Below are 25,081 nucleotides of genomic sequence, written 5' to 3'. Positions count from 1 at the left end.
GAGCCCTCCGGGATTGCTTCGTCGCTGACGCTCCTCGCAATGACGGGGCGGGCGGCCGAGCGGTCGTCTATCGAGCGATTGCCGCGCGATCAGCCGGCCTTGCGCGGCTTCTGGCCGACCCACTGGACATGCCGGGCAAGCACCGAGGCCGCCGTCTCGACCTGCCCTGCCCTCAGGGCATCCAGGATCGCGCGGTGATCGCGATCGGTCGGCGCTTCCCATTCAGCGCGCCAGCCCGAGAACAGGAAGCGGGCGCTTGCCGTGTGCAGATCGTCGATGGATTTGAGCAGGCGGGGCATGGCGCAAGGCGTCAGGATGAGGCGATGAAAGCTGCGGTTCGCCTCCTCCCAGGCCTGCACGTCGCCGGCCCTGTCGCCGGCCCGGTTGGCCTCCTCGGCCTGGTCCAGCACGGCCCTGGTCAGATGCGGCACGGCATGGCGCAGCGCCAGAACCTCGAGCGCGGCGCGCATCTCGGCCACTTCCTTGACCTCGCCCATGCTGAAGCCGGCGACCCGCACGCCCCGGCGCGGCTCGCTCACGGCAAGCCCCTGCGCCTCCAGACGCCGGAACGCCTCGCGCACCGGCACATGGCTCGCGCCGAACTCCTCGGCGATATGGTCCTGCCCAAGCCGTGAGCCGGGCTCGAGCGCCCCGGAGATGATCCGGTCCGCCAAAACCCTGCTGATCCGGATGGCGAGCGTGTCGTCCTTGGCCGTGGTCATATTTTATAGATAATTCGGGCGGCACCTGCCGTCGAGCCAAGAAACAGCGAGCCAGGAAACCGTCGAGCCAAGACATTGCCCCGTCGTCGCGCCGGCCTCGCGGCCGCTCGCACTCACATCCGATACGCCATGCGCACGCCGCCCCAGTGGCGGCCATTGATCCGGAGCGGCGCATCGACCTCGCGCATCAGGTCGGTGACGCCGCCGCCCATGTCGCGCCGATAGGACTGGACCAGGAAGGGGCGCACCGAGCGCGCCGCCATGATGCCGGCCCGGTCGTCGAAGATGCGGCGGTTGCGGCTATGGGCGATATTCCAAGCCAGATCGCCTGGACGCTGCGGCTGCGCGAAGGCTGCGTTGTGGACCGGTATATAGCCGTTGCGGTCGATCGCCAGGGCAAAGACCAGGCGGGGATCGCTCGCCAGGGTCTTCGCCAGCAGCGGCGGCAGGGTCTCCTCGAGCGTCGGCAAGGCGAGGTTGGCGTATTGCGGCGGATCGGTCTCGGGCAGCAGCCGGTAGTTGATGTCGAAGAGCTCGTCCTCGCTCAGCCGGCGCGCCCGCAGCGCCTGCAGCATGGCCTCGGCGATGCTGTCGGCAAAACCCTGCGCCGCCACGATCAGGGGCCTGTATGAGTGCTCGATCTCGCCAAGCAGCGCCCGCAATGGCGCATTCGCCTCGACCGCGCCCGGCTCGAAGGCGATATGCAGGCCGAGTTCGCTCGTCGCCATCAGGCGGCAGGCGAGCGGCGGAAGCTCATCGATCCTGATCGTGCCCCGGACGCCGAGCCGCGGCGCCTGGGCGACGCTTGCAAGCAGCGCTCCGCCAAAGCCGAGATCGATGGTCTGGCTGATGATGTGCACCGCGCCGAGGCTGAGCTCGGCGCGGTGCTCGGCGGGAAAGCGGTCATGCTGGCGACGGTCGGCGAAGGCGGCGTGCCGCAAGGTCGGGATGAAGCGCCGCAGCATGTTGTCGGCCTGGCGCACGCCATCGGACAGGGAGCTGCGTGCCCTGGCGCTGTCGTCGGCGGCCGAGAGCGCGACGCGGTCGATCTCGTCGACACGATGCAGCACGGTCTCGACGAAGCGCGCCGTCTCGCCGGCGCTGCGGGAGAGTTCGGCTGCAGCCGCAGCCTGCTCCTGCGCAGCTCCGCCGATGGAGGCGATCACCGGGTTGACGTCGCGCACCATGGTGAGCGCGTCGTTGACGATCGCGGCCGAGCCCTGCGCCGTCTGGGAGAGGTTGTCGACACGACGGCGGATATGGTCGACCGCCTCTCGCACTTCGACCGAGAGCGTCTTGACCTCCTGCGCCACGACGCCGAAGCCGCGCCCTGCCTCCCCGGCGCGCGCCGCCTCGATCGTCGCGTTGAGCGCGAGCAGATTGGTCTGCCTGGCGATCTCGGCGATGGAATCGACGATGCTGCGGATCTCGACCGTGGCGACCGCGAGCCCGGTCATCATCTCCGTCGCCTCGCCGGCGCGAATGGCGGCGGCGTCGAGCCTGTCGCGGGCGCTGATCATGGTCGCGCCGACATGCTCGGCCGCATCCGAGACCTGCTGCGTCGCAGTCGCCAGCGAGGTCGAATTGATGCTGGCGGTCAAGGTCGCGGAACGTAGCGCCACGATGCTGTCATGGATCTCGCGCGAGCGCCCCTCGGCATGGGCGGAGAACTGCTCGGCCTCGCCAAGACCGCCGGTCAGGCGGCGCATCGCCGCCACGACATCCTGCTCCAGCGTGCTGACGGCCTCGTGCAGCGCGCCGTCGTCGGCGGCGCCTTCAAGCGAGGCCTCGCTCACAGGCACCGACAGCGCTTCGCCCATGGCGGGACCCTGCCCGGCCGCCACGTGGTTTCGACTGCCTAACCAGCGCCGAACCTTGCCGAGCATCAGCCAATCCTGAAGTCATGGAGAAAGCGATCTTTTATCAGCCGACATCGTTAACAAAGCTTCACCGGCGCAGGCCGCAGACCGGCCGAGAGCCGGATGATTTCAGATGGGATCACTCCGTGATTCCATCTGAAATCTGAATCCGTCTCTCATCTAAAAGTGAGCGCAGGATTGATGCGAAAAACCGGTCCCCACTTTTTCGCATCCTGCGCTAGACCTTCTGGGCATGGACCCTGGGGAAAGCGGACGATAAAGCTCGGCGCCCGCCTCGCCTGCTGCCGCCAGAGTCCAGCCTTTTCCCCGAGTACCTTGCCATGACGAGCCATAGCTACGATGTCATCGTCGCCGGTGTCGGAGCCATGGGCTCGGCCGCCTGCTGGCACCTCGCCAAGCGCGGCCTCAAGGTGCTCGGCCTCGAGCGCTTCGACCTCGGCCATGCCATGGGCTCCTCGCACGGGCTCAATCGCATCATCCGCCTCGCCTATTTCGAAGGCTCGCATTACGTGCCGATCGTGCGGCGCGCCCATGAGTTGTGGCGCATGACCGGAGACGAGGCGGGGATGAAGCTCCTGCACGTCACCGGCTCGATCGACCTCGCGCCGGAGGGCTTGGGCCCGGTCGAATCCTCGCTGCAATCCTGCCTCGACCACGGGCTCGTCCATGAGCGGCTCGACGGCCGCGAGATCGCCCGGCGTTTCCCCGCCTTCCAGCTGCCGGAGGGCCATGTCGGCCTGTGGCAGCCCGATGGCGGCTTCGTCGCCTCGGAAAAGGCGATCTACGCCCATGTCGGCCTGGCGCAGTCGCGCGGCGCCGAGATCCGCACCGGCGAGCCGATGCTCGACTGGACCCCGACCGCGCAAGGCGGTGTCGTGGTGCGCACCGAGCGCGGCACTTACTCGGCCGGGCGATTGGTGATCACCTCGGGCGGCTGGATCGCGGATGCCGTGCCGGCGCTCGCCAGCAAGGTCTCGACCGTGCGCCAGGCGATCGGCTGGTTCACGACGCGCCGGCCGGAGCTGTTTCGCGAGGGCGCCTTTCCGGTGTTCATCCTCAGCGTCGAGGAAGGCGCCTTCTACGGCTTCCCGCTCTACGAGCATCCGGGCTTCAAGCTCGGCGGTCCGCATTTCGGCCGGGAGCCGATGGATCCGCGCGACGACGACCGCACGCCGAGCCCGCGCCAGGTCGCACTGATCCGCGAATGCCTGCGGCGCTACATCCCCGACGCCGCCGGCGACCCGCTGACCCTCAAGGGCTGCGTCTACACCGTCTCGCCCGACGAGGATTTCATCATCGATGCGGTGCCGGGCGTGCCGCAGGCCGTCTTCGCCTCCTGCTGCTCCGGCCACGGCTTCAAATTCGCCAGCGCGATCGGCGAGATCCTCGCCGATCTCTCCACCTCCGGCCAATCGGCCTTCGACCTCACGCCGTTCTCGCTCGCCCGCCTCGCGGCCTGAGCGACAGCCGCGCAACGAAAGCCAGCCTTGGCCAGTGCAGCCACAAATCGCCGCGGCATCATCGCCATGCTGACGGCGATGTCGCTCTTCGTCTGCAATGACGCGCTGATGAAACTGGCGCGCGAAGCCTATCCCGCCGGCCAGGCGATCGCATTGCGCACCATCTTTGCGATGGCAGCGGGGCTCGCCTTGGTGCTCGCCTTCCGCGAGGGCGACAAGCTGCTGCTGGCATTGCGCCCCGTGGTGCTGCTGCGCGGCGTGATCGAGGCCGGCGTCGCCCTGTCCATGGTCTGGGCACTCGGCCGGTTGCCGCTTGCCAACATCACCGCCATCGGCATGGCCTCGCCCCTGATCATCGTCGTGCTCGCCGTGCTGATGGGCATCGAGAAGGTCGGCTGGCGGCGCACGGCTGCCGTCACGGTCGGGTTCTGCGGCGTGCTGATCGTCGTCAGGCCGACGGCGGAAGGCTTCAGCCCCGCCGCGATCGTCGCCTTGCTCAGCGCCCTGCTCGTCGGCTTCCGCGACCTCCTGACCCGCCGGATCGACAAGGACATCCCCTCGACCGTGGTCTCCTTCACCACGACGCTGATCGTCGGGATCATCGCCCTGGGCTATGGCATCGCCGAGGATTGGGAGCCGGTCTGGCGGCGCGAGACAGCCTATGTCGCGGTCGCGGCCGTGCTGGTCTCGGCCGGCAGCTTCTTCATCATCAGCGCCTTCCGCGACGCCGATGTCGGCGTCATCTCGGGTTTCCGCTATTCTATCGTGATCTTCGCCGTCATCATCGGCTATCTCGGCTGGGGCGAAGTTCCAGACCCCCTCGCCTTCGCCGGCATCGCGCTCATCGTCGGCAGCGGGCTCTACACCATGCACCGGCAGCGGGTGCGCCCCGATTCCAATCTCAAGATCGCCAGAGCCGAATGAACGCCGCCGCCATGCGCCCTGAGTCCCTGCGCGCCAAACCGACGCTGACCGTGCTGGTGGCGATCTCGACGCTGCAGCCGATCGCGCTCAACCTGCTCGCCCCCTCGACGCCGGCACTCGCCCGGCATTTCACCGCGAGCTACGCCACGATCCAGCTCACGCTGACGCTGTTCCTCGTCGCGGTCGCGCTGATGCAGCTCGTCATCGGCCCGCTCTCGGACAGGTTCGGCCGGCGGCCTTGCGTCAATGCCGGCATCGCGCTGTTCCTGCTCGGCTCCGTGCTCGGCGCCCTCTCGCATTCGACGGACATGCTGCTGCTGGCGCGTGTGCTCGAAGGCGCTGGCTCGGGCTCGGTCTTCGCCTTGTCACGCGCCATCATCCGCGACAGCGCCAGCCGCGACGAGGCGGCAAGCCAGATCGCCAGCGTCACCATGGTGATGGTGGTGGCGCCGATGCTCGCGCCCTATCTCGGCGGCCAGATCGAGACCTGGTTCGGCTGGCGCATGATCTTCTGGTTCATGACGGCGTTCGGGGCCGGCGTGCTGCTGCTGACGATAGCCCGGCTGCCGGAGACCGCACCCAATCTCGGCCAGCGCAGCCCGCTGCTCGGCGTCTTCAGCGCCTTCCCGCTGCTGATCGGCGACCGCGGCTTCGTCACCAATGTGATCGCCCTGTCGATGACCTCGGGGGCCTTCTTCGGCTTCGTGGCCGCGGCCCCCTTCATCGTGGTCGAGACGATGGGGCATGGGCCCGACGCTTATGGCGCCTATTTCATCCTGAACGCCCTCGGCTACATGGCCGGCAATTTCGCGATGTCGCGCTTGGCCGTGAAGCTCGGCACGAAGCGCTTGATCCGGATCGGATTGATCATCTCCTTTGCTGCCATGTGCGTGGCGCTGGCGCTCTCGCTGAGCCCGGTCTGGACGCCGCTCGCCCTGTTCCTGCCGCTGTCCTTCAACGCAGCGGGCAACGGGCTGACGATCCCCGGCGCGACGGCCGAGGCGCTCTCGGCCAGGCCCGAACTGGCGGGCTCGGCGGCGGGGCTGATGGGCGCGATCCAGCTCGGTTCGAGCGCGCTTGTGACCATTCTGATCAGCTGGCTCGTTACACTTTGGCCGCAGGCGCTCGTCGTGATGATGTGGCTGATGATGGCGGCGGGGCTATTCGCGTTGCGTTTCAATGAGATCACACGCAATCCCTGATCCCCCGCAGATTGCAGCGCACAATCTTGTGCTGTCCCACGCCTTGATATAACAGCGCTGCATACCCGCCATAAGCGGGACACAGGCGGGATGTTGCGCGCTTCGGGAGGATAGACGTGGAAGGACTACTCAAGGTCAGCCGCGTGATCGACACGATCAACGGCCAGATCGGCAGGAAAGTGGCCTGGCTGATCCTGCTCGCCGTCATCGTCGCGACAATCAATGCGATCGTCCGCAAGCTCTTCAACGTCTCGTCCAATGCCTGGCTCGAACTGCAATGGATGCTGTTCGGCGCGGTCTTCCTGCTCTGCGCCTCCTGGACGCTGCAGGTGAAGGAGCATATCCGCATCGACATCGTGAACAGCCAGCTGCCCAAGAGCGTGCAGCGCTGGATCGACCTGATCGGCCACACGCTCTTCCTGATGCCGTTCTGCGTGCTGATGATCTACCACTCCTGGCCCTTCTTCACCCGTTCCTATGTGATCGGCGAGCAATCGCTCTCGGCCGGCGGCCTGCCGCAATGGCCGGCCAAGGGCCTGCTGTTCATCGGCTTCGTGATGCTCGCCTTCCAGGGCGTCTCCGAGATCATCAAGCAGATCGCGATCATGCGGGGAGATCTCGAAGACGACGAGACGCTGCGCGGCCACGCCGCCGCGGCCGAGGCCGAAGCCCAGCGCCTGCTCGACCAGGCCAAGGCTCAAGGCCTGACTTCGTGAAGAACCTTGGCTTCGGGAAGCAACTCGGCTTCGTGAAAACTCCTGGCCGCGCAGAGACCTCCAGAGACGTCCGGACCCCTTCCATGACCGCATCCCGCCTCGCGCGCGGCGCCGGCCTTCTGGTCGCGCTCACCGTCACCGCCTTCTTCAGCCTCCATACCGGTGACGCCCAGGCGGCCGGCCTCGGCGATTTCCTGCGCGTCAACATGGCGCCGGTGATGTTCGCGGCGCTCGTGCTGTTCCTGTTGCTCGGCTATCCCGTCGCCTTCGCGCTCGCCGCCAACGGCCTGTTCTTCGCCATCGTCGGCATCGAGCTCGGGCTGTTCCAGGAGAACTTCCTGCAGGCGCTGCCGGAACGCATCTACGGCACGATGAACAACGACGTGCTGCTGGCGATCCCGTTCTTCACCTTCATGGGGCTGGTGCTGGAGCGCTCCGGCATGGCGGAAGACCTGCTCGACACGATCGGCCAATTGTTCGGGCCGATCCGCGGCGGCCTCGCCTATGCGGTCATCTTCGTCGGCGCGCTGCTGGCGGCCACTACCGGCGTGGTCGCGGCCTCAGTCATCTCGATGGGCCTGATCTCGCTGCCGATCATGCTGCGCTACGGTTATGATCGCCGCCTCGCCTCTGGCGTCATCGCGGCCTCCGGCACGCTGGCGCAGATCATCCCGCCCTCGCTCGTGCTGATCGTGCTTGCCGACCAGCTCGGCCGCTCGGTCGGCGACATGTATGAGGGCGCCTTCATTCCCGGCCTCGTGCTGGCGGGCCTTTATGCCGGCTATGTCTTCCTGGTGACGATCGTCTATCCCGACCGCGCGCCCGGCCTGCCGCCGGAGGCGCAGACCCTGCGCGACTCCGACGGCCAGACGCGGCGGCGCTCGCTCTTGGTGGTGACGATCCTCTCCTTCGGCATCGCCATCGCCTATATGAAGTACTTCACCAAGGTCGGCGCCGGCGCCGACTTCGTGGTGCTGACCATGTCGATCGCGGTGGGCGTGTCCTTCGTGATCGCGCTCACCAACAAATGGCTGGGCCTGGGCCTGCTCTCGCGCATGACCGAGCAGGTCGTGTTCGTGATGGTGCCGCCGCTGGCGCTGATCTTCCTGGTGCTCGGCACGATCTTCATCGGCCTCGCGACCCCGACCGAAGGTGGCGCGATGGGCGCGGCCGGCGCGATCCTGCTCGCCTTCGGCAAGCGGCGCCTGTCCTTCGACCTGCTCAAGCAGGCGACCGAATCAACCGCCAAGCTCTCGGCCTTCGTGCTGTTCATCCTGGTCGGCGCGCGCGTGTTCTCGCTGACCTTCTACGGCGTCAACGGCCATGTCTGGGTCGAGCATCTGCTGGTCGGCCTGCCGGGCGGCGCGACGGGCTTCCTGATCGTCGTCAACGTGATGGTGTTCCTGCTCGCCTTCTTCCTCGACTTCTTCGAGCTCGCCTTCATCGTGGTGCCGCTGCTGGGCCCCGCCGCGGAGAAGCTCGGCATCGACCTGATCTGGTTCGGCGTCATCCTGGGCGTCAACATGCAGACCTCGTTCATGCACCCGCCCTTTGGCTTCGCGCTGTTCTTCCTGCGCTCGGTGGCACCGAAGAACCCCTATCGCGACAAGGTGACCTCCAAGATGATGGATCCGGTCACGACCGCGCAGATCTATTGGGGGGCCGTACCCTTCGTGGTGATCCAGTGCATCATGGTCGCGCTCGTCGTGGTCTTCCCGAGCATGGTGATGCACTACAAGGCGTCGGCCGTGCAGCTCGACCAGAAGTCGATCGACAAGCAGTTCGACTCGATCCAGATCCCGGGCCTCGGCGGCTCCGGCGGCCTTCCGGGGCTCGACCTCAACGCCCCGCCGAAGCTCAACCTGAACTGAGGCGAACAGCGCTTTCCAAAGGCGCGGCCCTCAAAACGTGGAAGGCCCCGGAGCGATCCGGGGCCTTTTTCTTAAGTCGCCGCTTTCCTGGCCGTCATTGCGAGGAGCGCAGCGACGAAGCAATCCAGGGGGGACGTGGAGCCCAGCCCTCTGGATTGCTTCGGCTCACGCCCGCAATGACGGGTGCAGCGAAGACGCCGCTCAGTCCTCGAGCCGCGCGATCAGGCTCGAGGTGTCCCAGCGCCGTCCGCCCATCTTCTGGACTTCGGCGTAGAACTGGTCGACCAGCGCGGTGACGGGCAGCTGCGCGCCGTTGCGGCGCGCCTCCTCCAGCACGATGCCGAGATCCTTGCGCATCCAGTCGACGGCGAAGCCGAAATCGAACTTGCCGGCATTCATGGTCTTGCCGCGGTTCTCCATCTGCCAGGAGCCGGCCGCGCCCTTGGAGATCACCTCCAGCATCGCCTCGACATCGAGCCCGGCGCGCTTGGCGAAATGGACGCCCTCCGACAGGCCCTGGACGAGGCCGGCGATGCAGATCTGGTTGACCATCTTGGTGAGCTGGCCGGAGCCGGCCGGGCCCATCAGCTTGCACATGCGCGCGAAGCTCGCGATCACCGGCTCGGCGCGGGTATAGACCTCCGGCTCGCCACCGCACATCACCGTCAGCACGCCGTTCTCGGCGCCGGCCTGGCCGCCCGAGACCGGCGCATCGATGAAGCCGAAGCCGGCCGCGGTCGCAGCCTCGTCGAGCTCGCGGGCGACGCCGGCGGAAGCCGTGGTGTGGTCGACGAAGATCGCGCCCTTCTCCATGCCAGAGAAGGCGCCGCCCTCGCCCAATGTCACCGAGCGCAGATCATCGTCATTGCCGACGCAGGCGAAGACGATCTCCTGGCCCTTGGCCGCCGCGGCCGGGGTCGGCGCGCTGGTGCCGCCATGCTGGGCGACCCAGGCTTTCGCCTTGGCCGGGTTGCGGTTGTAGACCGTGACCTCGTGGCCCTTGGCCTTGAGATGGCCGGCCATGGGATAGCCCATCACGCCGAGACCGAGGAAGGCGACTTTGGTCATGTTCCGCTCCGCTGCTTTTCTTGAAATGCCGGAACCGGCTTAGCGCGCGGCGGGCCAACTGAAAAGCAGCGCGCCCGTGTCCCGCTCATGCACGCAATGGGCACCGCATGTTGTCGCCCGCCGCCGGAGCGGATAGGGCATGCGGCCATGACGATATCCAATGATGACGATCTGAAGGAGTTGCGCGAGATCAGCCGCATCGTCGCCAATACGCTGGCGGCGATGGGCAAGGCGCTCGAACCCGGCATGACCACGGCCGAGCTCGACCAGATCGGCCGCGCGGCGCTGGAAAGCGCCGGCGCCCGCCCGGCTCCGGAGCTCGCCTATAATTTTCCCGGCGCGACCTGCATCAGCGTGAACGAGGAGATCGCTCACGGCATTCCCGGCCCGCGCCGGATCGCCGCCGGCGATCTCGTCAATATCGACGTCTCCGCCGAGAAGAACGGCTTCTTCTCCGATACGGGCGCCTCCTTTGCGGTGCCGCCGGTCTCGCGCCGAACCGAGCGGTTGTGCCGCGACGGCCGCCGCGCGCTCTGGGCCGGGCTCGGCCAGGTCGGCGCCGGCAAGCCGCTCGCCGGGATCGGGCAGGCCATCGGCCGCTTTGCGGGGAAGAACGGCTATACGCTGGTCCGCAACCTGGCGAGCCATGGCGTCGGCCGCTCGCTGCATGAAGAGCCGACCGAGATCGCGACCTGGCCGGAGCGCTCGGAACGCCGCCTGATGCATAACGGCCTGGTCTTCACGGTCGAGCCCTTCCTGTCGCTGGGCGCGAACTGGGCCGAGAGCGGCGACGACCCCTGGACGCTCTATGGCGAGCCGCGCGCGCCGACGGTCCAGTACGAGCATACCGTCGTGGCGACGACGAACGGGCCGCTGGTCCTGACATTGCCGGGTTGATGGCCGTGGCGCCGGCGCAGCGCCCCGTCAGCGCAGCGCCATATGTCGCGTCAGCCTGATTTCGACCCTGTCCCAGATGCGCCTGATCACCTCGACCAGCACGAGATAGATCAGCGCCGCATAGAGATAGATCGTCAGGTCGAAGGAGCGGGAGAAGGCGAGCTTGGTCGCACCCATCAGATCGTAAAGCGTCACCAGCGAGGCGACCGCGCTCGACTTGATCATCACGATCAACTCATTGCCGAGCGGGCGCAGCCCCAGGATCATCGCCTGGGGCATGATGACATGGCGCAAGGTCGCCCAGCGATGCAGGCCGAGCGACAGCGCGCCCTCGAACTGGCCGCGCGGGATCGACTGGATGGCGCCGCGCAGGATCTCGGCCTGGTAGGCGGCGGTGTTGATGGTGAAGGTGAAGAGCGCGCAATAGAACGGTTCGCGGAAGAACCACCACAGCCCGACATCCTGCCAGAACAGGCGGAACTGGCCGAGGCCGTAATAGATCAGGAAGAGCTGGCAGAGCAGCGGCGTGCCCCGGAAGAAGGTGGTGTAGCCGTTGATCGAGATTTGCGCCCAGCGCGGCCCGTACAGCCTGGCAATGGCGAGCCCGACGGCCAGCATGAAGCCGATCACGACGGAGATGACGACCAGCTCGGTGGTGATCCAGAGGCCGCCGGCCATGCGGCAGCCATAGTTCTGGAAGACCTCGCTGCCGAGGAGCCAGCCGGGATATTCGCACCAGTTCATCGCGTCGCGCCCCCGAAGGCGGCGATGCCGCGATTGCTGCGGGCCTCCAGCTTCGCCACGCCCCAGGCCGAGGCCAGCGAAAAGGCGAGATAGATCAGCATCGCCGCGCCGAAGAACAGGAACGGCTCCTTGGTCGTGACATTGGCGCGCGTGGTGATGAACATGATGTCGGGCAAGGTGATGACCGAGACCAGCGAGGTCTCCTTCAGCAGCACCATCCAGTTGTTGCCGAGCCCGGGCAGCGCCACCCGGATGAGCTGCGGAAACACGATCAGGCGAAAGGCCTGGCTCCGGGACAGCCCGAGCGCGGCGGCGGCCTCGCGCTGGCCCTTCTGGATCGAGTTCAACGCGCCGACCCAGACCTCGCTGGAAAAGGCCGAGAGCACGACGCCGAGCGCGACCATGCCCGCGACGAAGGGCGGCATCGAGAAATTACCGGGCAGGCCAAGCCGCTGCCAGAGCTCCTGCAGCACCACCTGGATGCCGAAATAGATGATGTAGAGCGTCAGCAATTCGGGCACGCCGCGGAAAACCGTGGCGTAGACCGTCGCCAGCCAGCGCGGAACGATCTTCTCCGAGCGCTTGCCGAGCGCGACGATCAGGCCGAGCGCCAGGCCGAAAGGCAGGGTCGCAAGCGCGATCGAGATGGTGATGCCGGCGCCCTGGAGCAGAGGAAGACCCCAGCCGCCGGGGCCGAAGCCGAGCAAAGCGAACTTGTCGAACATGAAGCAGCCGGTGCTCGGGGCTGAAGGTGTGAGCCGGCGCGGAGAACCCGCGCCGGTCGATCAGGCCGGCCCGATCAGAGGATCGGGATCTTGAAATACTTGTCGGCGATCTTCTTGTGCGAGCCGTCGGCAAGCGATTCGGCGATCGCCTTGTTGAACATCTCCTTCAGCGCAGCATCCTCCTTGCGCACCGCGCCGGCGACGCCGGCGCCATGGATCGCGGGATCGCGCTCGATCACACCGATCTGCTTGCAGCAATCCTTGCCCTTGCCGTTGAGGAAATCCTCGAGCGAGAGCGAGTCGGCGATGATGTAGTCGAGCCGGCCGCTGAGCAGATCGAGGTTGGCCTCCTCCTGCGTCGGATAGGGGCGCGCGGTCGAGTCCTTGTAGATCTTCTCGACGAAGTTGGCGTGCACGGTCGAGCCCTGGACGCCGATCGCCTTGCCCTTGAGCGCGGTCGGCGAGACGTCGGTCGAGGTCGTGGTCTTCGGCCCGATGATCCAGATCGGGGTCTTGGTGTAGACCGAGGTGAAATCGACCCGCTTCTTGCGCTCATCGGTGGCGTTCATGCCGGCGATGATGATGTCGTATTTGCTGGCGAGCAGCGCCGGGATGATGCCGTCCCAGTCCTGGACGACCCAGCTGCATTTCACCTTCATCTTCTCGCAGAGAAGATTACCGTAGTCGATCTCGAAGCCTTCCAGCTCCTTCTTGGCGTTGAGGTTGTTGAAGGGGGGATAGGCGCCTTCGGTGCCAATCCGGATCTCCTTCCACTCCTTGGCTTGCGCCAGAACGCCGGTCGCGCCGACGACCGTCAACGCGGCCGCGGCGATGAAACGAACGAAACCTTTCATAGTACCTCCCACAGGTTCGGCCGGCCGGGCGTTTCGAGTTCCCTGGTCCAGCTTGTGCTCATAGATTGGGCGATCTTGCATCCTTGCCGCAAGTGGGCATGCGCGCCTTTTATGGGCCGGCGCGCCCAATTATTCCGCAGATCAATCCGCTGTTTTCATTGGGAAAATCAGCCACCCCGCGAAAAACGGCCTGCTGCTTCAGCCGATGAGATGGGCGCGCGAGCGACGCGCGGCCGCATTGAGACGGTCGTCGAGGAGCGCAATCAGCCAGACGGCGAGCCCGCCCAGCGCCAGCGCGACGCCGACCCAGCCCGTCGAGGTCCAGCCATAGCCGGCCGCGATCGCCATGCCGCCGAGCCAGGGACCGAGCGCATTGGCGGTGTTGAAGGCGCTGTGGTTGAGCGCGGCGGCAAGCGTCTGCGCATCCTCGGCCACGTCCATCAAGCGGGTCTGCAGCACGATGCCGAGCCCGCCGCCGCAGCCGATCAGGAAGACCACCAGCGAGATCGCCCAGATGTTGCCGGCAGCGATGGGAAAGAGCGCGAGCGAAGCCGCGCTCCAGAGCAGCATCGCGCCGGCGGCCGGCATGGTCGCCTTGTCCGCCGCCCAGCCGCCGATGAGCGTGCCCGCCGTCAGGCCGAGCCCGAAGATGGCGAGCACCATCGGCAGCAGCGCCGGCGAAACCTGGGTCACCTCCAGCAAGGTCGAGGCGACATAGGTGTAGACCGCGAACATGCCGCCGAAGCCGATCGCGCCGATGCCGAGCGTCAGCCAGACCTGTCGGCGCTTCAGCGCGCCGAGCTCGCGCAAGGGGCTGGCGCCCGGCTGCAAGCGATCGCGCGGCACGAAGGCGTAGACCAGGAGCGCGGTCGAGACCGCCAGCAGCGCCACGATGCCGAAGCCCCAGCGCCAGCCGAGAGCCTGGCCCATCCAGTTGGCGAGCGGCACGCCGAGAATGGTGGCGATCGTCAAGCCCAGCATCACCCGCGCCACGGCCTGGGCGCGCCGGTTGGGCGGGGAGAGCGAGGCTGCGACCAGCGCCGCCACGCCGAAATAGGCGCCATGCGGCAGGCCGCTGAGGAAGCGGAAGGCGAGCATCCAACCATAGCTCGGCGCCAGTGCGCTCAGCAGATTGGCCACGGCGAAGACGCTCATCAGACCGATCAGCAGGGTGCGGCGCGTGATCCGCGCCGCCAGAACCGCGATGATCGGCGCGCCGACGACGACGCCCAGCGCATAGGCGCTGATCACATGCCCCGCCATGGGCTCGTCGATGCCCAGCCCCCTGGAGAAGAAGGGCAGCAGGCTCATCGCGGCGAATTCGGTGGTGCCGATGGCGAACCCGCCCATGGCGAGCGCGAACAGGACGAGCGCCAGATGCGTCGAGGGCTGGCCGACCGCCACGGCGATGTCGGCATGGCGCGTCTCGGTCGCGGCCGTCATGGATGTCGTCCCTTCCCTATACCGGCAGCGCAGCAATCGCGCTGCAGCGCAGCATGAGTGTTACCCATGCTGCCCGCGCCGGATCAACAGGCAATGGCGGGACGAGCCATGCCTTTATCGCATGATGGGGATGTGCCTCCCGCGCCCATTTTGAATGACACCGGACCCTCGACAGAGAACCCTCTCCTGTAAGGAGAGGGCAGGGTGAGGTGTAGGCCGTTCGCCGCGTGCAGCGAGCCCTTACCGCCTCATACGGTCGGCTCGGCGTCTCGCTGGTCAAGGGGCCGACACCTCATCCCTGCCCTTCTCACTGATCTCGGGCTTGCCCGAGATCAGCACTCAAAGTGTCGAAGTCGGGTAAACCCGACTTCGATGCAGGAGAAGGGTTCCCCGCGCCTTTCGCCCATTCATGTCAGACCTCGAAGGATGAGGGCTGTGGGGGGCAAATGCGATAGCCCCATATGCGATGCGCGGCGCTCAGGCGGCCGCCCTGGCTCCTGAGGCTATCGCCTCCTTGAACACCGCCTCGCAGCGGGCGAGCCCCCAGTCGAGCTCGGCGCGCGTGATGGTCAGAGGCGGAGCGAAGCGGATGACGGTTTCATGCGTCTCCTTGGTCAGCACCCCGGCCCCGGCCAGGGTTTTGACCAGAGCCTTGGCGGAAGCGGCCCTGGGATCGATCTCGACGCCGACCCAGAGGCCGAGGCCGCGCACGGAACGGGCTAGGCCCGCGCTCATCGCCTCCAGCCGCGCCTTCATATAAGCGCCCTGCTCTGCCGAGCGCTCGACCAGGCGCTCCTCCTCGATCACGGCAAGCGCTTCCAACCCGATCGCGGCGGCGAGCGCATTGCCCCCGAAGGTCGAGCCATGCGAGCCGGGCTCGAACAGGCTCATCACCGCCCGCGAGGAGAGGAAGGCCGAGACGGGGTAGACCCCGCCGCCCAGCGCCTTGCCGACGATCAGCCCGTCCGCGCGGATGCCCTCATGCTGATGCGCGAACCAGCGCCCGGTGCGGCCAAGCCCCGACTGGACCTCGTCGAGGATGAGCAGGACATTGTGCCGGTCGCAGAGCGCACGCAGCGCGCGCAGATAGCCGGGCGGCGGCACGACGATGCCGGCCTCGCCCTGGATCGGCTCGATCAGGATCGCGGCGGTGTTGGGCGTGATCGCGGCCGCCATCGCCGCCTCATCGCCGAAGGGCACGGTGACGAAACCCGGCGTGAACGGGCCAAAGCCGTCGCGATAGCTCTCCTCCGAGGAGAAGCCGATGATGGTCGTGGTGCGACCGTGGAAATTCCCGGCCGCGACGATGATCTCGGCTGCGCCGTCTTGAATGCGCTTGACGCGATAGCCCCAGCGCCGCGCCGCCTTGATCGCGGTCTCGACGGCCTCGGCGCCGGTGTTCATCGGCAGCGCCATCTCCTGCCCGGAGACCGCGCAGAGCTTGGCCAGGAACGGGCCGAGCGGCTCGGTGTGGAAGGCGCGGCTGGTGACCGCGAGCTTGCGCGCCTGTTCGGAGAGCACCTTCAGGATGCGCGGATGGCCATGGCCGAGGCTGACGGCGGAATAGCCGCTCATCATGTCGAGGCGGCGGACGCCGGCGGTATCGGTCAGCCAGACGCCCTCGCCATGGGAGAGCATGATCGGCAGCGGCGCATAATTCTGCGCGCAGACGGCCTGTTCCCGGTCGATGGCGTTCATGGCGGCTCTCCCTCGCTGGAGCAATGTCCGATCCAGTTGGATCGTTCAATTGCTCTAGATTCTTGTTTTGACGCGTTTTCTTCACGCGAACCGGTATCCACTTCGCTCGAAAACGCTCTGGGCACGAGGATAGGCCCGCAGGAGCAGCCGAACATGTCCGGGATGTCCGAAGAACGCAGCCGAATCTGTCGTTCGCACGACAGGACCAGGTGGGCCAGGCTCGCCGCGTCGCCGCGACAAGGCTATAGCCATACCTGCCACCCCCCTGCCCCGCCGTGAGACCCTAGCCCGTGATCCCCTGGACCCTGATCGACAGCGCGAAATTGCCCGGCCAGGGCGAGCTCAGGCTGAAGCGGCGCGGCAGCGAATTCTCGATCATGCTCGGCACGATCGAGTTGATGAACAGCCGGCTCAGCGGCTCCGAGGAAGCACTCGCCACGCTGGCCTGCGCGCAATTGCGGGATGCGCCGCAGCCCCAGATCCTGATCGGCGGGCTCGGCATGGGCTTCACCCTGCGCGCGGCGCTACAGGTTCTCGGGCCCGGAGCCAGCGTCGAGCTGGCAGAACTGGTGCCCGAGGTCGTCGCCTGGGCGAAGGGGCCGATGGCGGAGGTCTTCGCGGGCTGTCTCGACGATCCCCGCGTCAGCGTGACGGTCACCGATGTCGGCGCTGCCATCGCCGCCGCGCCTGCGCGCTACGACGCCATCCTGCTCGATGTCGACAATGGCCCGGAAGGGCTGACCATACCGGCCAATGACGGGCTCTACAGCGATGCGGGCCTGCATGTCGCGCGCCAGGCCTTGCGCCCCGGCGGCGTGCTCGCCGTCTGGTCGCAAGGCCCGGACCGCCGCTTCACGCAGAGACTGCGGCAGGCGGGTTTTTCGGTCGAGGAGAAGATGGTGCGGGCCCATAAGGGCCGCAGCGGCGCCCGGCATGTGATCTGGCTGGCGGCGCGGCGCTGACGGTCGGGCTCCAGGCAAGCGGTGCGTGCGCTGGATCAGAGCGTTAGAAGCTCGCGACCGGCTCCGTCTGCCGGTCACGCTGCCGCATGAAGCGCTTTGCGCACAGCGGAGAAAACCCGATTTTCCCCACATTGCGCGGCGTTGAAACGCATGTATCCGCGGGCCGTCTGCGAGAGGCTGAAGGCGTTGCCGGGCGCCAGAACGACATTGTCGGCCAAAGCGCGGCGCGCGACATCGGCGGCATCGATATCGCCAGGCAGCCGGCACCAGAGAAACATGCCGGCCTGCGGATCGATCCAGGGATTGATGCCGAGCTCGCGCAGCTTGCCTGCCGTCTCAGTGCGCGCGCGGGAAAGCCGCGTGCGCAGGCCGTCGACATGGCGCCTGTAATCGCCATCCGTCATCAAACACAGCACCAGCTCCGCCGACAGGCTGGCGCCGCCGAATGTCGTGGCGATCTTGAGGTCGCTCAGGCCGTCGATCCAGGCCGGCTTGGCGACGATGAAGCCGCAGCGCACGGAGGCCGAGAGCGTTTTCGAAAAGCTGCCGCAATAGACGACGCGCTCCACGCCGTCGAAGGCGGCGAGCCTGGGCGTTGCAGCCACCTCGAAGTCGGCGAAGATATCATCCTCGACGATGGTCATCTCCGTCCGTTCGGCGAGCTTGAGGAGGCGATGTGCGATGATCGGCGAGAGCGTCGCACCGGTTGGATTGTGGATGCCGGAATTCGTGATGTAGAGCCTCGGCCGATGCTCGCTCAGGACGCGCTCGAACAGCTCCAGGTCCGGGCCTGCCGGCGTATAGGGAACGCTGACGACCTTTGCCCGGTGCGCGCGAAGCAGCGCATGGAAATTGAAGTAGCAGGGGTCGTCGACCAGAACGGTATCGCCGGGCTCGATCAGGAACCGGCAGATCAGATCGAGCGATTGCGTGCCGGACTCCGTCAAGATGATCTGGTCGGACGACACTTCGATGCCTTGGGCGTGCATGCGCCTGGCGAGCAATTGCCTGAGTGCGGGCAATCCAAGCGGCGTGCCATAGTCGGTCAGCACTGCCGCCTCGGCCCGGGACAGCGATCGCAATGCGCGACGAATGGCATCATGCGGGAGCCATGACGGCGGCAGCCAGCCGCAACCAGGCTTGAGAAGCTCTTCATTGCGGCCGAGCGATTGCCGCGTAATCCAGAGCGGATCGACTTCCTGGTCGAGTTTCGGGCCCATATCGGCCAGTGAAAGCGGTGCAAGGGGGGCATCCACATAAAACCCGGAGCCTTTGCGCGCCCGTATCGTGCCCTCGGCCGATAGCCGTTCATAAGCCTCGACGACGGTGGATTTCGACACCTCCATCATATCGGCAAACGCCCTTATGGACGGGAGCCTGGCCCCGGGTTTGAGGGCGCGGGTGTTGATCCGGTTGCGGATCTCACTGGCGACGGCTTCGGTCAGCGTCTCATCCGGCCTTCGTGTCGCGCGCATCATCTGTACTGCTCCAGTGAGCATGACGGTTTATCCAGATTGTACCCAATCGTCCCTTGCTCGGCGAGCCCGATTTCCCGAATAGTCCGCCCGGCTTTCGGAGAATGAGATGGACAAGGCGACAAGCGGCTGGATCAGCGGATTGCTGGGCGTGATCATCTTCAGCGGCTCGCTGCCCGCGACACGCGTGGCGGTGATGGATTTCGATCCGATTTTTCTGACCGTGGCACGCGCCGCGATCGCCGGCGTTCTGGCGCTGCTGCTGCTCGCGATCTTCCGCGAGAAGCGGCCCCAGACGAGCGACCTGCTGTCGCTCATCATCGTCGCATTCGGCGTCGTGGTCGGCTTCCCCTTGTTGACCGCCCTGGCCCTGCAGCATGTGAGCTCGGCACACTCCATCGTCTTCATCGGCATGTTGCCTCTGGCGACGGCGCTGTTTGGCGTGCTTCGCGGCGGCGAGCGGCCGCGCGCGGCCTTCTGGGTGTTTTCCTGCCTGGGGAGCGCCCTCGTCGCCGGCTTTGCCCTGTTTCAGGGTGTGGCGGCGTCCTCGACCGGAGACCTTCTCATGCTGGCGGCGATCCTGGTTTGCGGTCTCGGCTATGCGGAAGGGGCGGCATTGTCGCGCAAGCTCGGCGGCTGGCAGGTCATTTCCTGGGCGCTGGTCCTGTCCTTGCCGTTGATGATGCTGTTGACCGCATTCACTTGGCCGGCCTCCTTCGCAGCGGTCAAGGAACCGGCCTGGATCGGCCTCGCCTATGTCTCGCTGTTCAGCATGCTGATCGGCTTCGTCTTCTGGTACCGGGGGCTGGCGCTGGGCGGGATCGCGGCTGTCGGACAGTTGCAACTGCTGCAGCCGTTCTTCGGCCTGACGCTCGCGGCGACGCTGCTTGGCGAGCAGGTCAACTCCCTGATGGTGCTCGTGACCGTCGCGGTCGTCGCCTGCGTCGCAGGCGCCAAGAAATACGCCAGCTAGCGCCTCCGGCCTGGCGCCGATCTGACCGCCCAATCGGCAGCCCCACGCGTGCCATTGTCAGGTGACCCGTCATGAAGCTGCTTTTGGGTCGGACCACGTCCGCGCCGTCCCGAGCAGGAGCTTCGATCACGTCGCAGCCTACAGCCCGGACCGGCCTTCGTCCAAGGCGGCGGCGCGCAGCGGCAGCGCATCTGCATCCGCGACGCCTTCGACCAGGATGAGGTTGCGCGTCAGCGCCTCCTGGCGAAAGGCGAGCGCCTGAGCATAGAGCGGCGAGCCGTACCAGGCCCGCGCGGTCGCGGCGTCCACGAATTCGGCGATCACGATCGCGCTCGGCCGCCAATCGCCTTCCAGCACGCCGATCTCGCCGCCGCGCACGAGATAGCGCCCGCCGAAGGCCGCGATCGACCGGGCTGCCAGCTCCCGGTAGGCCGCCAGCGCCTCGCCATCCCGGAGGGTCACGTCGGAGATCACATAAGCGCGCGCCATGCCGTGCTCCTTCCCGGATAGCTCGCCCACTCAGGCCTTTTGCCCGAGCGCGGCGATGATGTCGGCGCTGCTGCGGATGCGCGAAACGCGCGGCAGCGTCTTGGTAAGGGCGAATTCATGCATCTCCGCGCCCAGCGAGGTCGATGCATCCTGCGCGACGATGACGGCGTAGCCATGCTGCCAGCCATCCCGTGCCGTCGATTCGACCCCGAAATTGGTGGCGATGCCGCCGATCACGATGCTGCTGACGCCACGCCGCCGCAATTGCAGGTCGAGCTCGGTACCGAAGAACGCGCTCCATTGGCGCTTGACGATGCTGACCGTGGCCGGCAGCGCGGCGATCTCGGGCGCCAGTTCCGACCAGCCGGGAGGTGGCCCGCCAGCCGGCAATTGCATGGGCATGTCGACGGCCTGCGCGAGCCGGTCGCCGCCGTCCTGCGAGAACGCGATCGTCACGATCACGATCGGCGCTCCGGCTGCCGCAAAAGCCTGCCCGAGCCGCTGCGTCGCCGTGACGAGCGCGGCGCGGTCATAGGGCGCCAGCGGCATGGCGAGCGTGCCGTTCTGGACATCGATGAGAATAAGAGCGGTTTTGCCAGGGTCGAGATGAAAGGTCATGGTGATCTCCGGAAGCCGGGGCGTCGCGCCGGGCAGATTCGGGCCAGTTGCAGGCTTGAGCCAGGCGGCGCTCGTCAATATGAGGTAATCCTCACATTTATGATTTATGAGAATGGACTCACAAAAGTCAAGCGCAAGCGCGGGCAAGACTGCCAAGATCACCAAGGCGCCCAGCCGCGGCCGCGGCGTGCAGCGCGTCTGCGCCCTGCTCGACGCCGCATCCGCCGTGTTCGCTGAGGCTGGATACGAGGCGGCGACCACGACCGAGATCGCGCGGCGCGCCAAGGCCTCGATCGGCTCGCTCTATCAGTTCTTCCCGACCAAGGAGCATCTGGCGGCGGCGCTGCATGCCCGCCATCTCGACAGCCTTGCCGCCGTCTTCGACAACCTCGCCGCCGAGGCGCAAGGTGCTGCGAGCGAGCACGGCGCGGCGAGCGACGGGATCATCGACGACTTGTTCCAGCGCCTGCTGGTCTATCTCGAGGCCAATCCGGCCTTCCTCGTGCTGGGCGAGCGCCGCAGCCTCGACCCAGTGGTCAAGAAGCAGGCGCGGGCGCGGCTGCGCGGCGGCATTGCCGGCCTGCTGCAGACGATCGAGCCGCCGCTGCCGCGCGAACGGCTCGCGCCTCTGGCCGCTCTGATCCTGCATCTGATCCGCATGGCGGCGATGCTGCGCGCCGACGATGATCTCGCCATCCGTGACCCTGCGGTTGCAGAGCTGCGCGAGATGCTGCGGCGGCATCTCGCGGCTACGCAGGAGACGGCTTGACCGGCTGGCTCATGTCGAGCCGCGTAGCCGATCCGTTGTCAGGGCAACAGGACTTGGTAATTCGCCGCAGGGCGGCATGCGAAGAAGGCACCGCCCTGTCGGCTTGCGACCCTCATTCCAGTCCGCAGCAGCGCCACGCGGATGGTGCATGGCGCTGCTGCCGTGGAGGCTAAAGAAACATGGCTCGGCCGACACCCTGGCGCCTGGCTTCGCGGTAGGCGAGGTCGGCCGCCACCATGTCTTCCATGGCAACCCCCATGGCCTTGTAGATCGTGATCTGCCGGTCCGATGTCCGGCCCGGTCGTCGTCCCAGCAGCATCGCGCCAAGATCGGTGCCTGCTGCGGGATCGATATCGGCAAGTTCGCAGCAGCCCACCGGTGTCGGCGCGAAGGCATCCCGCGCCTCGACGAAGAGACTGCCGCGGGCGATGAGGTCGATCGGCAATTCGCCGCCCGGCGGCGCCACGCCGACCGAGGAGACATGCGTTCCCGGCTGGACCCATTCGGCGGATATTGCGGGGACGTATGAGTGCGTCGCGAGGCATACGACATCCGAAGAACGCACGGCGGCCTCGATATCCGCGACGGCCGTGACACCTGCATGGCGCGAAGCCAGCGCCTGCGCATCGGCGAAGTTCTTCGAGAATACCCGGATTTCCTCGAAATCGCGAACGAGCGGCAACAGGTTGAGGTGCTGGCTCGCCTGGACACCGGCACCCACGACGGTCGCGATCCTGGCATCGCGCCTGGCGAGCTCGCGCACCGAGAGCACGGCCGAGCCGGAGGTGCGCACCGCCGTGATATAGGTTCCATCCATGATGCAGACGGGCATTCCCGTCTCCGGATCGAAGAGATGGATCGTCGCGAGGTGGCTTGGCATGCCCCGGGCGATATTGCCTTCGAAGACGTTGACCAGCTTTACGGTCAGATGCATGCCCGCGGTCCAGGCCGGCATCGCCAGCGAATAGCCTACATCGGGAATGTCGAGTTGTGGCCGCGCTGGAATGACGACGCGGCCACCGGAAAGGGCTTTGAAGCCCTCCGCCAACGCATCGAGCAGCTTGCGCAGGTCGATACAGTCTTTGATCTCCGCTTCGCTCAGCGAAAGAAGCTCGATCTCGCCTTTTGCGTGATTGCTCGATGCAGCTTGTGTGCTGTCCATGATGTTGGTTGCCTTGGTTCCGTTTCGGCGCTTAGTGCCTTTCAACGGTATTGCGGCAAAGCAGCGCGATGAAATATGATGATTTCGCTTCGTTTGCGCGATTATCACGCAATCAACCCCGGATAAGTGCGAATCCAACATGAGCGATCTTGACCGCGTCGACCGGCTGCTGCTCGGGCTGTTGCAGGAGGACGGCCGCCGCACCGTGCTCGATCTCGCCCAGCGCGTCGGGCTGTCGCCGACGGGAGCGTCGCAGCGGATCAAGCGCCTGTTCAGCGAAGGCTTCATCCGCGCCGTCCGGGCCGTGCTCGAACCGTCGAAGATCGGGCGCGGCACGCTCGTTTTCATCGAGGTCAGGTTGGATCACACCGCCCCGCATGTCTTCGACCGCTTCGCGGAGGCTGTCGCGAAGGCGCCCGAAATCATTGAATGCCATATGGTGATCGGCGGTTTCGACTATCTGGTCAAAGCGCGCATCGCCGACATGGCGACGTTTCAGGAATTCCTGCAGCGGGTCATCCTGCCGCTTCCGGGCGTCAGGGAGACGCACAGCTACGCATCGATCGGCGATGTGAAGCCCGATGCGCTGCTGCCGCTTTGACGCCGGCCTAGAGCAATTTCCGATCCAATTGGATCGTTCAACAGCTGCTGCTCTTTGTTTTAACGCGTTGTCTTCACGCAAACCGGCAGCCACTTCGCTCGAAAACGCTTAGTCCTCGCCCAGCGGATAACCCTCGAACTCCTTCAGCGCCTTGAGCGCGAAGGTGGTGGCGATTCTCGCCACGCCGAGCTGCGCGTCGGCGAGCCAGGCGCCGGTCAATTCCTCATAATCGGCCAGCGAGCCCGCCACGATGCGGGCGAGATAGTCGGCCTCGCCGCTGACGACCTGGACCTCGACGACATCGGGGCAGCTCTTCAGCACCTTCTCGACGCGCTCGCGCCGGCCGACCGAGTGGTCGCGCAGCGAAATCTGGGCGAAGGCGACGATGGCGTGGCCGGCAAGCTCGGGCGCCAGACGCGCGCCATAGCCCCGGATCAGGCCGGACGCCTCCAGCTTTCGCACGCGCTCGAGGCAGGGCCGGGCGGAGAGCCCGACCCGCTCGGAGAGGGCCTGGTTGGTGATGCGCCCCTCCCCGCGCAGGACCGCGATGATCCGGCGGTCGATCGCGTCGAGCGTCAGCGTCCTGCGCTTCACGGCCTGCCCTTGCCCAGGGCGCGGGCTTCCGCGATCAGGCACAATTCGGTGAAGAGCACCTGCGCCGCGCATTGGGCCGTGTTGGAGGTCGCATCATATTGCGGCGCGACCTCGACCACGTCGGCGGCGACGATGTTTGAGCCCTTCAGCCCGCGCAGGATGGCGAGCGCCTCGCGCGGGGTGAGCCCGCCGACCTCGGGCGTGCCGGTGCCGGGCGCAAACGCCGGATCGAGCGAATCGACATCGAAGGAGACGTAAGTCGGCCCGTCGCCGATGACGGCAAGCGCCTTGGCGATGACGGCGTCGAGCCCGAGCGCGTCGACCTCATCGGCATGGATCACGGTCATGCCGCTCTCATAGGAGAACTCCCAGAGATATTCGGCCCCGCCGCGGATGCCGATCTGGATCACGCGAGCGGGATCGAGCACGCCGTCGAGCACCGCCTGCCGGAACGGGCCGCCATGGTGGAATTTCGAGCCCTCATAGGGCCCCGAAGTGTCGCAATGGGCGTCGATATGGACCATGCCAACCGGGCGCTTCTCGCCGACCGCCCGCATGATCGGATAGGTGATCGAATGATCGCCGCCGACTGCGAGCGGCGAGACGCCGGCTGCGACGATGGTCTTGAAGGTCGCCTCGATGTCCTCATGGCAGCTTTCGAGCGAATAGCGCGAGCGGAACGGCACGTCGCCGATATCGGCCACTTTCAGCATGCCGAAGGGGGCCGTGCCCAGGACATGGTCCATCGGCCCCATGCGCTCGACGGCGCGCACGGCGCGGGGCCCGAGCCGCGTGCCGGCGCGGTTGGTGACGCCGAGATCCATCGGCAGTCCGACGATCGCGACATCGAGGCCGCCGAGATCGGGCAGGCTCAGCGCATCGGGCCTATAGGGCGCGCTGATGAAGGTCGCGACGTCGGAGAAGGGCCATTTGCGCTTGTCGCCCTTGAACTGGTCGGCGGCGACCTTGGCGAAGCGCGGATCGTGGATATCGGCCCCGCTCGCGCCGGCATAGCGCGCCCTCAGGCTGGCTAGCTTGTCCTGGTCCATCTTGCGCGCCTTTCGCAATTTCGTCCGCTTGAGATCGCGCGGAGGTTGACCGCATGCGTGAAAAGTTTCATGCGCTCCCGGCGCAGCCGTGCCATGTTCCAGGCGCAATTGTCGAGCCCACAGGATTGCTCGACGGTCACGGGATGTTTGGGGAGATGTGCTAGAAAAACGTGCAAGTATAGGGC

The 25,081-nt window shown here is 66.6% G+C and carries 24 protein-coding genes; 10 read left to right on the top strand and 14 right to left on the bottom strand.

What is annotated here, in order from left to right:
• Positions 1-89: 89 nt before the first annotated feature.
• Both ACSQ3P_RS22145 and ACSQ3P_RS22140 read right to left on the bottom strand, forming a co-directional pair.
• Positions 90-722, bottom strand: coding sequence for a GntR family transcriptional regulator (locus ACSQ3P_RS22145; protein ID WP_436167643.1), 633 nt, complete (start codon positions 720-722; stop codon positions 90-92).
• A 113-nt stretch (positions 723-835) separates the two neighbouring features.
• On the bottom strand, positions 836-2,608 hold the full coding sequence (locus ACSQ3P_RS22140) for a methyl-accepting chemotaxis protein (RefSeq protein ID WP_436167642.1): 1,773 nt from the start codon (positions 2,606-2,608) through the stop codon (positions 836-838).
• A 314-nt stretch (positions 2,609-2,922) separates the two neighbouring features.
• Between ACSQ3P_RS22140 and solA the strand changes: the two genes are divergently transcribed.
• From solA to ACSQ3P_RS22115, 5 genes are all read left to right on the top strand, one after another.
• Entirely contained in the window at positions 2,923-4,062 is a 1,140-nt protein-coding gene (gene solA / locus ACSQ3P_RS22135; protein WP_436167641.1) for an N-methyl-L-tryptophan oxidase, read from the top strand.
• 27 nt (positions 4,063-4,089) lie between these two features.
• A complete protein-coding gene (locus ACSQ3P_RS22130; protein WP_436167640.1) occupies positions 4,090-4,986 on the top strand; it encodes a DMT family transporter in 897 nt (298 codons plus the stop codon).
• Positions 4,987-4,997: 11 nt separating this feature from the next.
• Positions 4,998-6,188, top strand: coding sequence for a multidrug effflux MFS transporter (locus ACSQ3P_RS22125; protein ID WP_436167639.1), 1,191 nt, complete (start codon positions 4,998-5,000; stop codon positions 6,186-6,188).
• Positions 6,189-6,304: 116 nt separating this feature from the next.
• The gene (locus tag ACSQ3P_RS22120; RefSeq protein ID WP_436167638.1) at positions 6,305-6,904 is read left to right on the top strand and encodes a TRAP transporter small permease subunit; all 600 of its coding nucleotides are present in this window, start codon (positions 6,305-6,307) and stop codon (positions 6,902-6,904) included.
• A 206-nt stretch (positions 6,905-7,110) separates the two neighbouring features.
• The gene (locus ACSQ3P_RS22115; protein ID WP_436167787.1) at positions 7,111-8,775 is read left to right on the top strand and encodes a TRAP transporter large permease; all 1,665 of its coding nucleotides are present in this window, start codon (positions 7,111-7,113) and stop codon (positions 8,773-8,775) included.
• Between the two features lie 201 nt (positions 8,776-8,976).
• Here the strand turns inward: ACSQ3P_RS22115 and ACSQ3P_RS22110 are convergent, their stop codons facing one another.
• Positions 8,977-9,843, bottom strand: a complete 867-nt coding sequence (locus tag ACSQ3P_RS22110) for an NAD(P)-dependent oxidoreductase (protein WP_436167637.1) — start codon at positions 9,841-9,843, stop codon at positions 8,977-8,979.
• Between the two features lie 147 nt (positions 9,844-9,990).
• On the opposite strand from ACSQ3P_RS22110, the gene map reads away from it, so the two are divergent.
• On the top strand, positions 9,991-10,740 hold the full coding sequence (gene map, locus ACSQ3P_RS22105) for a type I methionyl aminopeptidase (RefSeq protein WP_436167636.1): 750 nt from the start codon (positions 9,991-9,993) through the stop codon (positions 10,738-10,740).
• Between the two features lie 27 nt (positions 10,741-10,767).
• Here map and ACSQ3P_RS22100 read toward each other — a convergent pair whose 3' ends face one another.
• The 5 genes from ACSQ3P_RS22100 to rocD form a co-directional block, all read right to left on the bottom strand.
• Positions 10,768-11,484, bottom strand: coding sequence for an ABC transporter permease (locus tag ACSQ3P_RS22100; RefSeq protein ID WP_436167635.1), 717 nt, complete (start codon positions 11,482-11,484; stop codon positions 10,768-10,770).
• Positions 11,481-12,209, bottom strand: a complete 729-nt coding sequence (locus ACSQ3P_RS22095; RefSeq protein ID WP_436167634.1) for an ABC transporter permease — start codon at positions 12,207-12,209, stop codon at positions 11,481-11,483. The genes ACSQ3P_RS22100 and ACSQ3P_RS22095 overlap by 4 nt, the downstream gene beginning before the upstream one ends.
• Before the next feature lie 74 nt (positions 12,210-12,283).
• Positions 12,284-13,063 carry a transporter substrate-binding domain-containing protein gene (locus tag ACSQ3P_RS22090; RefSeq protein WP_436167633.1) on the bottom strand — a complete coding sequence of 260 codons (780 nt, stop codon included), beginning with the start codon at positions 13,061-13,063 and terminating at the stop codon, positions 12,284-12,286.
• Positions 13,064-13,261: 198 nt separating this feature from the next.
• Positions 13,262-14,506 (bottom strand): MFS transporter, encoded by a 1,245-nt coding sequence (locus tag ACSQ3P_RS22085; RefSeq protein ID WP_436167632.1) that lies wholly within the window; start codon positions 14,504-14,506, stop codon positions 13,262-13,264.
• A 477-nt stretch (positions 14,507-14,983) separates the two neighbouring features.
• Positions 14,984-16,204: an ornithine--oxo-acid transaminase gene (gene rocD, locus ACSQ3P_RS22080; RefSeq protein ID WP_436167631.1), complete on the bottom strand. Its 1,221-nt coding sequence runs from the start codon at positions 16,202-16,204 to the stop codon at positions 14,984-14,986.
• Between the two features lie 290 nt (positions 16,205-16,494).
• Here rocD and ACSQ3P_RS22075 point away from each other — a divergent pair, with 290 nt between their 5' ends.
• A complete protein-coding gene (locus tag ACSQ3P_RS22075; protein WP_436167630.1) occupies positions 16,495-17,166 on the top strand; it encodes a spermidine synthase in 672 nt (223 codons plus the stop codon).
• A gap of 74 nt (positions 17,167-17,240) precedes the next feature.
• On the opposite strand, the gene ACSQ3P_RS22070 is transcribed toward ACSQ3P_RS22075, so the two are convergent.
• Positions 17,241-18,665 (bottom strand): PLP-dependent aminotransferase family protein, encoded by a 1,425-nt coding sequence (locus ACSQ3P_RS22070; protein WP_436167629.1) that lies wholly within the window; start codon positions 18,663-18,665, stop codon positions 17,241-17,243.
• An 85-nt stretch (positions 18,666-18,750) separates the two neighbouring features.
• On the opposite strand from ACSQ3P_RS22070, the gene ACSQ3P_RS22065 reads away from it, so the two are divergent.
• Entirely contained in the window at positions 18,751-19,614 is an 864-nt protein-coding gene (locus ACSQ3P_RS22065; RefSeq protein ID WP_436167628.1) for a DMT family transporter, read from the top strand.
• A 138-nt stretch (positions 19,615-19,752) separates the two neighbouring features.
• Here the strand turns inward: ACSQ3P_RS22065 and ACSQ3P_RS22060 are convergent, their stop codons facing one another.
• The gene (locus ACSQ3P_RS22060) at positions 19,753-20,103 is read right to left on the bottom strand and encodes a DUF1330 domain-containing protein (protein WP_436167627.1); all 351 of its coding nucleotides are present in this window, start codon (positions 20,101-20,103) and stop codon (positions 19,753-19,755) included.
• A gap of 30 nt (positions 20,104-20,133) precedes the next feature.
• Positions 20,134-20,721, bottom strand: a complete 588-nt coding sequence (locus ACSQ3P_RS22055; protein WP_436167626.1) for an isochorismatase family protein — start codon at positions 20,719-20,721, stop codon at positions 20,134-20,136.
• 112 nt (positions 20,722-20,833) lie between these two features.
• Here ACSQ3P_RS22055 and ACSQ3P_RS22050 point away from each other — a divergent pair, with 112 nt between their 5' ends.
• Complete coding sequence (locus tag ACSQ3P_RS22050; protein WP_436167625.1) at positions 20,834-21,490, top strand: TetR family transcriptional regulator; 657 nt, start codon at positions 20,834-20,836, stop codon at positions 21,488-21,490.
• A 169-nt stretch (positions 21,491-21,659) separates the two neighbouring features.
• Here ACSQ3P_RS22050 and ACSQ3P_RS22045 read toward each other — a convergent pair whose 3' ends face one another.
• Positions 21,660-22,793, bottom strand: coding sequence for an ornithine cyclodeaminase family protein (locus ACSQ3P_RS22045; RefSeq protein WP_436167624.1), 1,134 nt, complete (start codon positions 22,791-22,793; stop codon positions 21,660-21,662).
• On the opposite strand from ACSQ3P_RS22045, the gene ACSQ3P_RS22040 reads away from it, so the two are divergent.
• Positions 22,792-23,253 (top strand): Lrp/AsnC family transcriptional regulator, encoded by a 462-nt coding sequence (locus tag ACSQ3P_RS22040; RefSeq protein WP_436152454.1) that lies wholly within the window; start codon positions 22,792-22,794, stop codon positions 23,251-23,253. The two genes, ACSQ3P_RS22045 and ACSQ3P_RS22040, sit on opposite strands and share 2 nt — an antisense overlap.
• A gap of 108 nt (positions 23,254-23,361) precedes the next feature.
• On the opposite strand, the gene ACSQ3P_RS22035 is transcribed toward ACSQ3P_RS22040, so the two are convergent.
• On the bottom strand, positions 23,362-23,847 hold the full coding sequence (locus tag ACSQ3P_RS22035; RefSeq protein ID WP_436167623.1) for an Lrp/AsnC family transcriptional regulator: 486 nt from the start codon (positions 23,845-23,847) through the stop codon (positions 23,362-23,364).
• On the bottom strand, positions 23,844-24,896 hold the full coding sequence (gene speB, locus ACSQ3P_RS22030; RefSeq protein WP_436167622.1) for an agmatinase: 1,053 nt from the start codon (positions 24,894-24,896) through the stop codon (positions 23,844-23,846). The genes ACSQ3P_RS22035 and speB overlap by 4 nt, the downstream gene beginning before the upstream one ends.
• Positions 24,897-25,081: the final 185 nt, after the last annotated feature.

The sequence above is a fragment of the Allobosea sp. LjRoot9 genome (assembly GCF_964252745.1).
GTDB lineage: Bacteria > Pseudomonadota > Alphaproteobacteria > Rhizobiales > Beijerinckiaceae > Allobosea.
The sequence above is the reverse complement of the archived record's forward strand: the minus strand, read 5'-3'. Positions and strand labels throughout refer to the sequence as shown.